The organism is Candidatus Sphingomonas colombiensis (assembly GCA_029202845.1).
GTDB lineage: Bacteria > Pseudomonadota > Alphaproteobacteria > Sphingomonadales > Sphingomonadaceae > Sphingomonas > Sphingomonas colombiensis.
Genome location: CP119315.1, coordinates 2,411,862 through 2,425,830, shown reverse-complemented (window position 1 = coordinate 2,425,830; position 13,969 = coordinate 2,411,862). Strand labels below are relative to the sequence as shown.

At 63.8% G+C, this 13,969-nt stretch carries 13 protein-coding genes; 3 read left to right on the top strand and 10 right to left on the bottom strand.

Features of this window, described 5'->3' with window-relative positions; all coding sequences use genetic code 11:
- Positions 1 to 20: 20 nt before the first annotated feature.
- The 5 genes from scpB to P0Y64_11710 all read right to left on the bottom strand — a co-directional run bounded on the left by scpB (position 21) and on the right by P0Y64_11710 (position 3,709).
- A complete protein-coding gene (gene scpB / locus P0Y64_11730; GenBank protein ID WEK42062.1) occupies positions 21 to 596 on the bottom strand; it encodes an SMC-Scp complex subunit ScpB in 576 nt (191 codons plus the stop codon).
- Positions 593 to 1,339, bottom strand: coding sequence for a ScpA family protein (locus P0Y64_11725; GenBank protein WEK42061.1), 747 nt, complete (start codon positions 1,337 to 1,339; stop codon positions 593 to 595). The genes scpB and P0Y64_11725 overlap by 4 nt, the downstream gene beginning before the upstream one ends.
- A gap of 181 nt (positions 1,340 to 1,520) precedes the next feature.
- On the bottom strand, positions 1,521 to 2,600 hold the full coding sequence (locus P0Y64_11720; protein WEK42060.1) for a Rieske 2Fe-2S domain-containing protein: 1,080 nt from the start codon (positions 2,598 to 2,600) through the stop codon (positions 1,521 to 1,523).
- A 129-nt stretch (positions 2,601 to 2,729) separates the two neighbouring features.
- Positions 2,730 to 3,233 carry an Lrp/AsnC family transcriptional regulator gene (locus P0Y64_11715; protein WEK42059.1) on the bottom strand — a complete coding sequence of 168 codons (504 nt, stop codon included), beginning with the start codon at positions 3,231 to 3,233 and terminating at the stop codon, positions 2,730 to 2,732.
- A complete protein-coding gene (locus tag P0Y64_11710) occupies positions 3,230 to 3,709 on the bottom strand; it encodes an Lrp/AsnC family transcriptional regulator (GenBank protein ID WEK42058.1) in 480 nt (159 codons plus the stop codon). Before P0Y64_11710 ends, P0Y64_11715 begins: the two co-directional genes overlap by 4 nt.
- Before the next feature lie 375 nt (positions 3,710 to 4,084).
- Between P0Y64_11710 and P0Y64_11705 the strand changes: the two genes are divergently transcribed.
- Together P0Y64_11705 and P0Y64_11700 are read left to right on the top strand one after the other, a co-directional pair.
- Positions 4,085 to 4,675, top strand: a complete 591-nt coding sequence (locus tag P0Y64_11705) for an NAD(P)H-dependent oxidoreductase (GenBank protein WEK42057.1) — start codon at positions 4,085 to 4,087, stop codon at positions 4,673 to 4,675.
- Positions 4,672 to 5,106 (top strand): nuclear transport factor 2 family protein, encoded by a 435-nt coding sequence (locus P0Y64_11700; protein ID WEK42056.1) that lies wholly within the window; start codon positions 4,672 to 4,674, stop codon positions 5,104 to 5,106. The genes P0Y64_11705 and P0Y64_11700 overlap by 4 nt, the downstream gene beginning before the upstream one ends.
- 38 nt (positions 5,107 to 5,144) lie before the next feature.
- Here the strand turns inward: P0Y64_11700 and P0Y64_11695 are convergent, their stop codons facing one another.
- The 3 genes from P0Y64_11695 to P0Y64_11685 form a co-directional block, all read right to left on the bottom strand.
- The gene (locus tag P0Y64_11695) at positions 5,145 to 6,416 is read right to left on the bottom strand and encodes an MFS transporter (protein WEK42055.1); all 1,272 of its coding nucleotides are present in this window, start codon (positions 6,414 to 6,416) and stop codon (positions 5,145 to 5,147) included.
- Entirely contained in the window at positions 6,413 to 7,171 is a 759-nt protein-coding gene (locus P0Y64_11690; GenBank protein ID WEK42054.1) for an SDR family NAD(P)-dependent oxidoreductase, read from the bottom strand. The genes P0Y64_11695 and P0Y64_11690 overlap by 4 nt, the downstream gene beginning before the upstream one ends.
- A 68-nt stretch (positions 7,172 to 7,239) precedes the next feature.
- Positions 7,240 to 9,789 (bottom strand): TonB-dependent receptor, encoded by a 2,550-nt coding sequence (locus tag P0Y64_11685; GenBank protein WEK42053.1) that lies wholly within the window; start codon positions 9,787 to 9,789, stop codon positions 7,240 to 7,242.
- 250 nt (positions 9,790 to 10,039) lie between these two features.
- Between P0Y64_11685 and P0Y64_11680 the strand changes: the two genes are divergently transcribed.
- On the top strand, positions 10,040 to 11,299 hold the full coding sequence (locus P0Y64_11680) for an acetyl-CoA C-acetyltransferase (protein WEK42052.1): 1,260 nt from the start codon (positions 10,040 to 10,042) through the stop codon (positions 11,297 to 11,299).
- 43 nt (positions 11,300 to 11,342) lie between these two features.
- On the opposite strand, the gene P0Y64_11675 is transcribed toward P0Y64_11680, so the two are convergent.
- Both P0Y64_11675 and P0Y64_11670 read right to left on the bottom strand, forming a co-directional pair.
- A complete protein-coding gene (locus P0Y64_11675) occupies positions 11,343 to 12,827 on the bottom strand; it encodes an amidase family protein (GenBank protein ID WEK42051.1) in 1,485 nt (494 codons plus the stop codon).
- A gap of 6 nt (positions 12,828 to 12,833) precedes the next feature.
- Positions 12,834 to 13,967, bottom strand: a complete 1,134-nt coding sequence (locus P0Y64_11670; GenBank protein WEK42050.1) for a Rieske 2Fe-2S domain-containing protein — start codon at positions 13,965 to 13,967, stop codon at positions 12,834 to 12,836.
- Positions 13,968 to 13,969: the final 2 nt, after the last annotated feature.

The window sequence follows — 13,969 nt, the reverse complement described above, 5'->3', positions numbered from 1 at the left end:
CTGAAATACGAAGATCGTATCTAGTCGTCCTCGTCGCTTTTTTCCACTGACAGTTGGTCGAAAGCGAGATCGACCGGATCGAGCAGCCCGGCAGCCTTCAGATCGTCGATTCCCGGCAGATCGCGACGGCTTTCCAGCCCGAAATGATCAAGGAAGCCGGTGGTGGTCGCGAACATCAGCGGTCGGCCTGGCACCTCGCGTCGACCGGCGGGCCGCACCCATCCCGCCTCCATCAGCACGTCGAGCGTGCCCTTGGATATCTGCACGCCGCGAATCGCCTCGATCTCGGCGCGCGTCACCGGCTCATGATAGGCGATGATCGCCAGCGTCTCGATCCCCGCGCGGCTCAGCTTGCGCGCTTCCTCGCGATCGCGGCGCAGCAGATGGGCGAGGTCCGGCGCCGTCTCGAAATGCCAGCGGTCGCCGCGCCGCACGAGATTGACCCCCCGGCCGGCATAATCCGCCGCCAGCGCCCGGAGTGTGCCCGTGACGTCGCCCTCGCCGACATGCGCCCGGATCGCATCGGCCGTCATCGGCTCGGTCGCGGCGAACAGCACCGCTTCCACTGCGCGGGCGAGGTCGTCGGGCTGGTTCATGCCGGAGCCCTTAGGTAAAGCGGCGCGAAAGGAGATTTCTGCGCCAGTTCCACCCTGCCCTGCCGCGCCAGCTCCAGCGCCGCGAGAAAGCTTGATGCGAGCGCGGACTTGCGGAATGTGCCGGACGCGCCGTCGGGCAGGAAATGCTCGATGGTCGACCATTCGATCGCAGTGCCGATCAGCGCCGACACGCGTTCCATCGCCGATTCGAGCGTCATCACCTGCCGATCATGCACGACATGCAGCACCGGGCGGGTCCGCGCCGAAACCCGGCCATAAGCCGCGATGAGATCATAGATTTCCGCCGTCCAGCGCGCCTTGCGCACGGTGCGCAGGCCCTCCGGCGCGGCGCGCGCGAACACGTCGCGCCCCAGCCGGTCACGCGCCATCAGGCGCGCGCCCGCCTCGCGCATCGCATTTAGCCGTTCGAGACGGATCTGGAGCCTGAGCGCCAACTCTTCCGGGCTTGGCTCGATCTCAGGGTCGCGCGGCAGCAACAGCCCGGATTTGAGATAGGCCAGCCACGCCGCCATCACGAGATAATCGGCCGCCAGTTCCAGCCGCAGCGATCGCGCATGATCGATGAAGACCAGATATTGCTCGACCAGCGCGAGGATCGAAATCTGCTTCAGATCCACCTTCTGCGATCGCGCGAGCGCCAGCAACAGATCGAGCGGCCCCTCCCATCCATCGAGATCGAGCGTCAGCGTATCGGTTTCTTCAATCGCGACGGGCCCCAGCATCGCGCCATGCTGGCAGAACCGGCGAAGGTTGCCCAGCCCTGAGGAGGCCGGCCCCAGCCTGTGTCAGCCTCCTCCGCTTCAGAATATCATTGCCGCATAACGAAACGGCACCGACAAACGCCGGTGCCGCTCATAGCATTCCGTAACGAAACCTGGCCGGATCACTCCGGCCAGCCAGGCATCACGCCGCCTCGGTCCAGGGATCCTGTTGGGTTCCTTTGGTAACCAGGCGGCCGTTGACGCGTTCCTGGAACTCGCTCGCGCGGGCGCGCGGATTGAAGAATTGTTTGTACCAGATGCGGACCTTGTGAAACGGGCCGTCGCCCTGCACCATCATCGGGTGGATGCATGGGCGCTTGTTGCCCCAGATCTCAAAGTCTTGCGCAAAGGCGTCGACACCGGCCTGTTCGTAACCGCGGGCGACCGCGATATCGGCTTCGTTCGGTGTTCCGTTGGGCACCTTCACCATCAACCCGTACCACACCTTCACCACGCCATCGTCGACCGGCGTGTGCGCGATCAGCATGAGCGAGGGATATTCGCCGATCATGATCGACTGGAGGATACCGGGGCCGGTGTACCACGTGTCGTTCGTCATCGGCTCATTGCCCGCGCCGGCCAGCGTCTTATGACCCGCGGTGAGCACCTGACGACAGGTGACGCCATCGAACACATTTTCGAAGAGCACCATGTCGATCGAGCCATGGACCGGGCCAAGATGAGCCTTGTCCGCCATGTTATCGACGATTTCCTGCGGGTGCGACGCCAGCTCGCCGAGCGGGCGGATTTCCCAATTCACCCAATTGGGGGTGTCATATTGGTCGAAGCCCGGCAGTTCATAGTCCGGCTCCTGCCCTTCGGGATCGTACCAGGTCCAGATGCAGCCGGCGCGCTCCACTACCTTCCAGGTTTTCAGGCAGGCCGCTTTGGGGATCGGGGCGGGCGAATAGGGGATTTCGTCGCACTTGCCGTCCGGCCCAAAGCGCCAGCCGTGATACGGGCAACGGATCGCCTCGCCCTCGACGTGCTCGTCATCCTTGACGATATAGCTGGTGCGGTTGTTCGCGAGATGCGTGCCCATGTGGGGGCAATAGGCCTCCACCATGTAAACCTGGCCCGAATGGCCGCGATACAACACCCGGTCTTCGCCGAAATAGCGCACGCCGATCGGCACGGTCGTGACCTCGTCCGAGGCCCCCACCATGAACCAACCACGCGGATACGTGAACTCGCCGAGCCGGTATTCGGCTGTGGTAGCCATCTGCCCTCTCCTGTGGACCTATCGTCGCCATGCTTACTATACGGCGTAGGCCATGCGCAAGAGAGTCGCCGCTCTTGATGGCAAATTGCGCGTTGAATGGCCAATTTGCGTAACTGTTGTCGTTGACAACTACGCATCATCGGCGTGCGTCAATTGGCCGCCGCTATCTTCCTTGGTGATACGAACAATGCGCGGATCATATTTGATCGTGCGAACCGCGATCGACGTTTCGACGTGATGCACACCCGGCATGCTGAGGATCTGATCCGACGCCACCTCATACAGCCGATCAAGCTCGCTGAAGAGGCAAATCGCGAGGATGTTGAACCGCCCCATGGTGATCATCACCCCGCTAACCTGCGGCAGATCGGCGATCCGATGCGCGATATCACGCACGTTCATCACATCCGCCTGGATCGCGATAAAGGCGAGCTTCGTCGTATTGGCGAGATCGAAGCTGGTGATCGCGGTGAAGGCGATCAGCTTTTCCTGTTGCAGGCGCTTGATGCGGCCACGCACCGTGCCCTCGGTAACGCCGAGATCTGCAGCGATCCTGCGGTTACTGACACGCGCGTCGCGCGACAGCACATCGATCAGCCGGCGATCGAGCTCATCCAGTTGCGGCGTGGTCATCGGGTTTCTCGCGCTTCAATAGGGGCTACGTCGAACTGATATTTCACCACGTCGACCGCGATGGCAGGAACCATCGCCCTGATCCCGCGCACCCGCGAAATCTTTTCGAGCAGCAGATGCGGCAGATCATCGAAATCGCGCAACGCGACCAGGATATCGATATCGTAACGCCCGGAAACCAGATGCGCTGCGAATACTTCGGGGAATTGCGCCAATTCCAGCGCGACATCCGATGCCGGCCGGCCATCGACCTCGATCGCGACCTCCATCAGCAGGTGATAGCCGTGCGCCGAAAAGTCCGAAACGGCGACGACGCGCAGCAGGTCCGCATCCTCCATCCGCCTGATCCGCGAGGATACCGTCGCTGCGGTCAGCCCCAGACTGTCGGCGATCTGCTGGTTGGTGCACCGCCCATTCTCACGCAGCAGTTCGACGATGCTGCGGTCGACATCGTCGATCGCGATAGAATCCCCCATCAGGCCCCTTTCCAATGCGCCGCTACGTCCTGCGACGTTATTTCGTCGCCGGTCAAGCAATGTGCTGGCCTAGATTCCCGATCGGCGACAGTCCACGCAATTCACGGTCGACCGCCATCGTTTCGCCCCGAAATGCGGAATCGAAACGCTGTCGTAACGTGTCATGCCATGTGTTGCCGGCGTGGGGCTTCCCGATGCACCCGTCCATATCCCCCCTTTCGCCCAGCTTTGCACCAGGGCTCCAAAGTGGCAATTTGCGTAGTTATTTTCACATAAGTCAACGATATTGACGGATATCAATTGGAAATTTGCAGCAATACGCGTAATATTGTCGCGAAAAACCAATACGCCCGTTCTCAATGAGAGGTGACGCACATGGCCCGTAATCCCCGCCCGCTGGTGGTCGCGCTCGGCGGCACGCTCAAACCCGAATCCACAACGGAAAAGGCATTGGCGCTGGCGCTCCGTGCTGCGGCTGCGGCTGGCGCGGACACGCTGCTGATAGCAGGCCCGGCGCTCGATCTGCCGCTCTATAATCCGGCCGAGACCGAACGCGGCGCCACCGCCCGCGCACTCGTGGCCGCGCTGCGGCGCGCCGACGGGATCATCCTCGGCTCGCCCGGCTATCATGGCACCATATCGGGACTGGTTAAGAACGCGCTCGATTATGTGGAAGATATGCGCGGCGACCCGCTGCCCTATTTCCACGCCCGTCCTGTTGGCAGCGTGGCGACCGGCGCAGGCTGGCAGGGCGCGGTCAACACGCTCGCGGCGCTGCGCAACGTCGTCCACGCTCTGCGCGGATGGAACACCCCGATGGGGGTAGCGATCAATACGATCGAATGCGGTTTCGGCGCTGACGGTGCGTGCCTCGATCCCAAAATCACCGACATGCTCGAACAGATGGGGCGCGAGATCGCCACCACAGCGCTCCGACGCGCCCCTATGGCGGAGCTGGCGGCATGAGCGACGCGCGCGCGATCGAAGCCGGGATGGCGCTCTATGCCGATTCGATCGATAGCCGCGACTGGGCCGCGCTCGACGGCGTGTTCGACGAAGCGGTCGAGACCGGCACCTCCGCCGCCGCCGTGCGTGGACGCACTGCGTTCGTCGCGGTGATCCGGCGCTATCTCGATCCGTGTGGCCCGACCCAGCATCTGCTGGGGCAAACCCGCATCGTCGAACTGGATGGAGATACCGCCAGCAGCGTCACCGCCTTTCGCGCATTTCATTGCGACCAGCCCGACGCGTCGCGCGTGTTCGAGGTGCTCGGCCGCTATCACGTCCGCTGGCGACGCACGTCGAGCGGATGGCGGGCCATGCATTGGCGTTATGCGATGATTGCGCAGACCGGCGATCCAAGCGTACTCGGTGCGCCGGTCCGGCCGCAGAAATAGTTGGGCATGGGAGGGGCGCCGCGCCCCTCCCCGCCGGATCAGCCGTCCAGCTTCGCCAGCGTCTCACGGTCACCGATCAGGCTGCCGCGCGCGCGCCAGATCAGCCATGCGCCCAGGAAGCCAAGCGGAATCACCGCGCTGAGGCCGATCCGCAAGCTGTGCGTCGCATCCCCTCCCACCGCGCCGCTCAGCGCGCCTGCCAGCCACGGCCCGCCGACCGCACCGAGCAGATTAACAACGAGCATGCCAAGCGCGGTGCCGGTAGCGCGGATGCGGTCCGGCAGCAGATGCTGGAGCGCGACCACCACGCCTACGGACCAGCCGCCGCCGAGCAGTCCGCACGGCACGGCGAGCCAGCGCGCGACGCCGAGCGTCGGCGTCCAGGTGACGATCATGATCAGCGCGGTGGCCGCGGCCAGCGCGATCGCCGCCAGCCGCAGGGGCGCTCCGGGATCGCGCTTCGATGCGCGGTCCGCCAACACACCGAAGAACAGCATCCCGACAAGTCCCGCGATGCCAAACGCCAGCCCGAACAAGGTGCTCGCCTGCTTGATCGGCAACGCATAGGCGCGCGCGAACAGCGCGGGCCCCCACAGGCCGAACGAAATACCCGAAAGCACGCCCAGCGCCATGCCGAGCATCATGTTCCGATAGCTCACGATGCCGGCGAGTTGCCGCGCCAGCAGCGACAGATTTGGCGCCTTCAGCTCGGTGTGGAGGACAAGCCGCTTCGGCTCGCGGATCAAGACAAGCGCGATAAGGCCGATCGCGAAGCCGCAGCCGCCCATCACCGCAAAGGGATAGCGCCAGGTCGCGTCCGCCGCGAGTGCCGGTCCGACGACATAGCCGAGCGTCTGGCCGATATAGGTGTTGAGCCCCATGATCGCGAAGGCGCGGCCACGCTGTTCGGGCACGAAATAGGCCGCGATCAGTGCATAGGCCGGCGCCTGAAACGCCGCCTCGCCCACGCCAACGCCAACGCGCGCGCCTGCCAGCGTCCACGGACCCTGCGCAAGCCCGGAAGCAGCAGTGAACCCGCTCCATACCAGGCAGCCCACGACGATGATCAATATCCGCGACATGCGATCCGCCGCGCGCGCGATCGGGATCGCCAGCAGCGAATAGAGCAACGCGAACGCCGGCCCCATGAGAAGCCCCATGAAGCCATCCGACACGCCAAATTCAGCTTTGATCGGCTCGACCAGCCCCGCCAGCAGGAAACGATCCCCCTGGTTGAACAAGCCGACGCCCAGCAACAGGAACAGCACGAGCCATTTGTTGCTGAGCCGGGGATTCACAGCGCGCGTCAATCGCGCATCTGCATCCCCCCGTTCACGTGCCACACCTGCCCGTTCACCCATTCGCCATCCTCCGATGCGAGAAACGCCACGGCCGCCGCGATATCATCCGGCTTACCGAGCCGAGGATGGGGCACACGGCGATGGCTTTGCTCCACCTGTTTTTCGGTCATATGCTCCTGCACGGCTTCGGTCAGCACCACACCGGGGCAGATCACATTGGCACGAATGCCCTGCTTTCCCCAGCGTGACGCGACATGTCGCGCGAGCGCATGAATACTGTTCTTGGTCATCGGATAGGCGACCTGCCAGGCGCTGCCGCCAGACGCCGCGCCCGACGAAGTATAAATCATCGCGCCGCCGCCACGCGTCAGCAATGCCGGCAGTGCCGCCTGCGTCGCGATCAGGTGGCTCCTGGAATTGATCGCTACCGATTTGTCGAACACCTCGAGCGGACAATCGAGCGCGTCCACATCGCCGTGCGTTCCGCCCGCGAGATTGGAGTGATAGAAATCGAGCCCGCCAAATTCGGCAATGGCGGCCTCAACGATCGCGCGCTGCGATTCCGGCGAGGTGCCGTCTAGCCGGATGCCGGTCGCTCGACCGCCCTTGGCACGGATGTCGGCAGCGACTTCTTCGGCCCATTCCGCCGCAATGTCTCCGACCACCACCGCCGCGCCTTCCGCTGCGAGGCGCCGCGCGGTCGCCGCGCCGATGCCGCGACCGCCGCCAGCGACGATGCCGACCTTGCCTGCCAATCCGCGCATTATCTCAAACCTTCATAAAAACTGGAGCGCGGCCCCCTGAGGGAGGGAGGGGCCGCGCTCGGTACGCTTTAGAAATTGAACCCGATGGTCGCACCATAAGTGCGCGGTTCTCCGTAATATCCACCCGCGAAGCCCAATGCTCCGAAGTCGATCGCGCGGACCATATTGTGCTCGTTCGTGAGGTTCTTGCCCCAGAATTTGAGCTGCGCCTTGATCCCGCCGAGCGAAATCTTGTCGAAGATGATCTGCGCATCGACAAGGTTCTGCGCGTCGCTCTTGATCGAATTGAGGAACGGCGCGGAGAGCACGTTGTTGAACGGATATTGTGGCGCCAGATACGTGTAGCCCACTCGCGCGATCAGCTTCGCATCACCATTCCCGATCGGGAATTTCGCGTTGAACGCGACGTTCCCTGTATAGGGTGAGGTATAGGTCGACTGGGCGATCGACGCCGCGTTGATCGGAGGAGCCCCCGGCAGCGTCGTGGCGAAGATGTTGAGCTGCTTGTAGTTGACGTTGACGTAGCCGAAGTTGCCGTCGATCGAAAAATTGTCGGTCAGGATCGCCTGGCCCTCGACCTCGACACCCGCATAATCGACGCTGCCCGCGTTGATGATCTTGGTGTTGAACGCGCCCCCCGTCGCCGGGATCGGGATGACGACCGCCTGATTTTTGTATTTGTTATAGTAACCGGCAACGTTGAACCGCAGATGGCGGTTGAACAGCTCGCTCTTCAGGCCGATTTCATACGACGTCACCGTCTCTGGCTTGAAGGCGGCCAGCGGCGGCGTATCCGCCGGGTTGAACCCGCCCGAACGATAGCCGCTCGCGGCGCGCGCATAGACGCTGACATCACGATTGAAGGCGTAGCGTGCCATCGCGTTCCAGGTCAGCCGCTGGAAGCTCGCATGCTCGCTGTCCGGCCTCGCCAAAGGCGCCGCGCCATTCTGGAACAGGATGATATTCTTGCTGTCCCAAGTGTAGCGCAAACCGCCCGTCAGGCTGAGCGGTGCATCGCGACCACCGACATAATAGGTCGCCTGACCATAAACGGCGGTGGATTCGGCTGTGGTCTGATAATTGACCAGCCCGTTGGTGACGACGAGACGATAACGTGCCGGGTTGGCGGCGGCGAGGCTCGGGCCAAGCGCACCGAAGTTACCGAGGAAGATCGAATTGGTATCGAGCACGAAACCCGAGTTCTGCGGGTTATATTCCGAGCCCTTCTCGTAGAAATAGAAGCCGCCGACGACCCAATCGAGATTATCGGTGTCACCCGAAACCTCGACTTCCTGGCTGAATTGCTTGTGCTTGCGATAATCGACGGTGGTGAACAGGTCCGCCGTCGTCGTCGGTACCGGCGAGCCCGAGATAAAAGCCAGCGTTCCGGCAGGTGTTCCTGCCGGAAGAACGAACTGAAGCAAGTTCGTCGGCAAACCGTTCAGCAGCGTGGCCTGGCTGAACAGCGGCCCCTTGATCGTACCGAGCCCGTCGAGGTCCGAGCCGTAATTGTCGCTGTGCCAGATGCGATAACCGGTGGTGGACTTCACCTTGAAGCCGCCGAAATCGTTCTGGATCTGCAGGTTGTGGCCCCACATCTGATCACGCGCGCCGGCATCGCTGTTGAGGCAGGTCTGATCGCGATAGGTGCGGCTCGGCGTGGCGAGCGCGGCGCAACCCGGCTGCTGGAATGTTACTTCGTTGAGGTAACCCGCCACCGGCGCCTGGGTGGGCAGCGGCACCGAACGACCGTCGATCATCACCGGCGGCATCGGCGTTCCGTTTGCCACATTAAGCAACTGGAAGCTGGCGGAATTGCCGCGAACGTTCGAATAGTCAAAGATGTACTTGATGCTGCCCGTACCGCCGATATTGGCCTTGAACGCGGCGCGGAACGAGTCGGTCTGGCGTGCGCCCGGATCCTTCAGCCGGCTTGGCTGGAGGATATTGTCGACATAGCCGAAATGCTGGCTGTGCGAATAAGTGAACGTCGAGCTGATGCCCATGATCTCGCCGGGATCGATCGACGCCCGCGCGCTCCACAGACCATAATTGCCGATGCCGGCGCTCACGCTGCCCTGGAGCTTTTCCGACGGATCGCGCGAGATGAACGAGATCGCGCCGCCCGTGGTGTTGCGACCGAACAATGTGCCCTGCGGGCCGCGCAGGACTTCCACGCGTGCGATATCGGTAACGTCGAGCGACGCCGCGCCGGAGCGGGCGATGTAAACGCCATCGACGTACAGACCGTTCGCCTGATCTAGGCTGAGCGATTCCTGCGCGCCGCTGGGAATACCACGGATCGAGATGACGCCCGCCGTCATGCTGGTGGTCGGCGGATCGATGGTGACGTTTGGCGCAAGGCCGCTGACGTCGCGAGCGTCCTTGATACCGAGCTGCTGGACCTTCGCCTCGGAGATCGCGCTGACCGCAAGCGGGATGGCCTGAAGGTTCTGCTCGCGCTTCTGCGCGGTGACGACGATATCCGTGAGGCCCGAACCGCTGGCTTCCGTCGCGGCTGGCGCCGACGATTGATCCTGCGCGAACGCTGGCGTGGCAATGGCGAGCGCGCTCACGCCCCCCGCGAGCCACAGACCGTACTTCCTCCCCTTCAGCATTTGCTCTCTCCTAGGCAAAGCCCTGCTTGTCGCAGGATTTTCGCCGGCCACTTTCATTATTTGCGTAATCCTTGTCAATATGCATTACGAAAAGATGCGTCACATGGCGCAATTTTACCACGGTTGCGTTTCACAAAAGCTTGAGGACAGATATTTTCCCTAAGCGAGCGAACGGCTTGAGGCTCGTAAAGGCCGAGGCCGAAACGATCGCTCCAAACGTGATGCAAACCCGACGACAGGAGACGAAGGCATGACCGAAGCGTGGATCATCGATGCGGTTCGCACACCGCGCAGCATCGGAAAGGTGGGCAAGGGCGCGCTTTCTCACATGCACCCGCAACATCTGGCGGCAACGGTGCTGGCCGCGATCAGGGATCGCAACAATCTCGACACGGGTGACGTCGACGACATCATCTGGTCCACCGCGACGCAGGAGGGCAAACAAGGCGGCGATCTCGGTCGGATGGCAGCGCTCGACGCGGGCTACGACGTGAAGGCGAGCGGCACCACGCTGCACCGCTTCTGCGGCGGCGGGATCAGCTCGGTCAGCCTCGCGGCGGCGCAGATCATGTCCGGCATGGAAGATCTCGTCATCGCCGGCGGCACCGAGATGATGAGCCTCACCGCCCAGATGGCGCAGGAGAAGATCGCGTCCGACAAGCCGCCGCTCGGCATGGGCGCGGGCAATGCGCGCCTCGCCGTCGCGCATCCCCAGAGCCATCAGGGCGTGTGCGGCGACGCGATCGCGACGCTGGAGGGGATCGGCCGCGAGGCGCTCGATGCCCTGGCACTCGAAAGCCAGCGCCGCGCGGCACAGGCGATCGCGGAGGGGCGCTTCGATCGCAGCATCGTCCCGGTGCTGGATGACCACGGCAATGTGGTGCTAGATCGCGAGGAATATCCGCGCCCCGAAACGACCGCCGAGGGCCTTGCCGCGCTCAAGCCCGCGTTCGCCCAACTCGGCGCGATGCCAGCCGACGCCGAGGGCAACACCTATTGCGGCCTGATCAACAAGCGTTACCCGGACCTGAAGATCGAGCATTTCCACCATGCCGGCAATTCATCCGGCGTGGTCGACGGCGCGGCGGTACTGCTGCTCGCGTCCCCCGATTATGCGAAGACTCACGGGCTGAGGCCGCGCGCCCGCGTCGTCGCGACCGCCAATATCGGCGACGACCCCACGCTGATGCTCAACGCCCCCGTCGCAGCGGTAAAGAAGGTGCTCGCCAAGGCGGGGCTCACCACCGACGAGATCGATCTGTGGGAAATCAACGAGGCGTTCGCGGTGGTGCCAGAAAAGGTGATCCGCGACCTTAAGCTCGATCGCGAGAAGGTGAACGTCAACGGCGGCGCGATCGCGCTTGGCCACCCGATCGGCGCGACCGGATCGATCCTGATCGGTACGTTGCTCGACGAGTTGGAGCGGCAGAATAAGCGCTACGGCCTCGTCACCATGTGCGCGGCCGGCGGCATGGCGCCGGCAATCATCATCGAGCGCATCGCCGAATAGGATGAAGGCGCCGCCTGCCGATCCGGCAGGCGGCGCCCAGTATTTACCCCGCCCGCACCGGCGCGCGGCGGCCAGCCCATGGAGCGGCCCCCTCCAACTGCGCAGCAAGACGGAACAGCAGCGCCTCCTCCGCATAACGCGCGTTGAACATCACCCCGATCGGCAGCCCGCTTTCGGACATACCGAGCGGCACCGACATGCTGGGCTGCCCCGTGCCATTATAGACACCGGTGAAAGAGGCGAACGTGCTGGCCAGCCTGCCCCATGTCTCGAAATCGCCGGGCGGCGTCAGGCCCATCACGCCGATTTCAAGTGGCAACATGCCGACCGTCGGTGACAGGATCACGTCATAATCAGCCATGAAACGCGCCACCGTCACGGCGATTTCCTGCACGGCCGCATTGGCGCGCGCGAAATCCATGCCGCTGACCCGCCGACCATGTTCGACGAAGGCGAGCGTCATCGTCTCCAGAACGTCGGGGCCCGCCACCTTGCCGATTACTGAAGCGCGCTGTTCGACATCGGCCGCGACGGAGGCCGCGATCAGCACATAGGAGGCTTGCCCATAAACCGCAGCATCCACCGCCGGTGCCGCCTCCTCCACGATATGCCCCAGGCTCTCGCATAGCCGCGCTGCTGCACGCGTCGCCGCGACGCATTCGGGATCGACGGGGCTGCCCGATGGCGGCGTGGTCATCAACGCGATGCGCAGCCGGCCAGGCTCGCGACCGACTTGCGCAAGAAACCCCTCGGCCGGCGCGGGCGCGCCATAACGCGAACCCGGCTCAATCCCGTGCGTCGCATCAAGGATCGCCGCGGAATCGCGCACGCTATGGGTCACCGCATGATGCACGGAAAGCCCGCCCCACCCCTCGGTGCGCGCCGGGCCCATCGGCACGCGGCCACGGCTGGGCTTCAGCCCGAACAGACCGCAGCATGATGCCGGAATGCGGATCGAGCCCCCGCCGTCGGTGGCATGGGCCGCCGGCAATACGCCCGCCGCCACCGCCGCCGCAGCACCACCAGACGAGCCGCCCGCGATATGGCCGGGGCTCCACGGATTGCGCGTCGCCCCGCACAACGCGGATTCGGTCGTGCCGGTCAGCCCGAATTCGGGCGTGGTGGTCTTACCGAAGATCACCATGCCGGCGCGCTCCACGCGGTGCACCAGTTCGGAGGTCTGCGCGGCACGATTGCCGCGATACAGGCGACTGCCGTTCTCGGTCAGCTCGCCCTCGATATAGGTGTTGAGGTCCTTGAGCAGCCACGGGACGCCGGCGAGCGGCCCATCGGGCAACCCGCGCGCGATCACCGCGCGCGCGCGGTCATAGTGCCGCTGCGCCATGAAGTTGAATTGGGGATCGAGCGCCTCCGTGCGCGCGATCGCCGCCTCCAGCAGTTCGGCCGGGGAAACCTCCCCGGCCTTTACCAACGCGGCCAGCCCGAGCGCGTCGCGCTCGCTCAGCAGGCCCTCGATACCGGCCGGCGGCGCTGCCGCCACCTCGGATTGCGCCACGTCGCCGGCCACGCGCGCTTAGCTCGCGGCCTTCAGCGGCTGGACCTTGCCCTCATCCGGGCCGCCATCCGGCTTTGCATAGAAGCGGCTGTAATGGCGGCGGAATTGCGGGATCGGACCGTCACCGTCGCAGATGATCGGGTTCGGCTCGAAACGCTGCCGGTCCCACACCACCTTGTCCTGATCGAACTGCTTGCAGATATCCTTGATCATCGCGCGGGCGAGGCCGCCCATCGGCCCTTCGGCCTGCGACTTGGGCTGCGTGAAGCAGAAGCGCGCGTGGATATGATCCTGCTCCACCGGGATGAGGCAAGCGATCAGCAGCGTTTCGGAAATGCCGGTGAAGCGCGTCCAATTCTGGCCGGGCCCAACCGTATCGAAGGAAATGCAGCCATCGACCTCACCCATCGGCGTGCCCATCTTGGCGCGAACATCGGCGCCTCGCCCCCAGTCGCTCCAGCGCATTTCCGCATTGGGGAAATTGGCGGTCCCATGGATGAACTGGAAATGCGCGAAATCGACGCCGTTTTCCGCCATGTTCTGCAGGCTGCCCCACACATTCCATTCGTGGATTTCGAAATCGGTCCACTCAGGATCGCTGGCCTCGGGCAGATCCACCACATCCCAAAGCGGCGCGACGTCCTGCGGGTGATACCACATCCAGATCCAGCGATTGGCTTCCTTGATGTGCCATGTGCGCGTGCATTTGCGCTTCACCTGCGGCGGGATCGCGCGGGCGTAAGGGATTTCCTTCACCACGCCCTCCTCGCCATCATAGCGCCAGGCGTGAAACGGGCATTCGAGCAGGTTGCCGTTCACCCGGCCGCCATGGCCGAGATGCGCGCCAAGATGCTTGCAATAAGCATCAAGCATACGGACCTTGCCATCCATCCCGCGCCAGATCGCAAGATCGGTCGAGAAATAGCGCAGCGGCTTGACCACCCCTGCCTCAAGCTCGGTCGAAAGAAGCACCGGATACCAGCCGAACGGGAAACCCGTATTGAGATTGCGCTCTTCCACCGACGGACGGTTCTTCACCTCGGCGAGGCGCCAGTCGATCAGGTCCTGCCCCTTCAGCTTTTCAAGCACCTGCCAAACGGCGACGGGCGGAACGCGGGCATCGACGGGCGCGCCTTTTTCATTGTCGGACATTG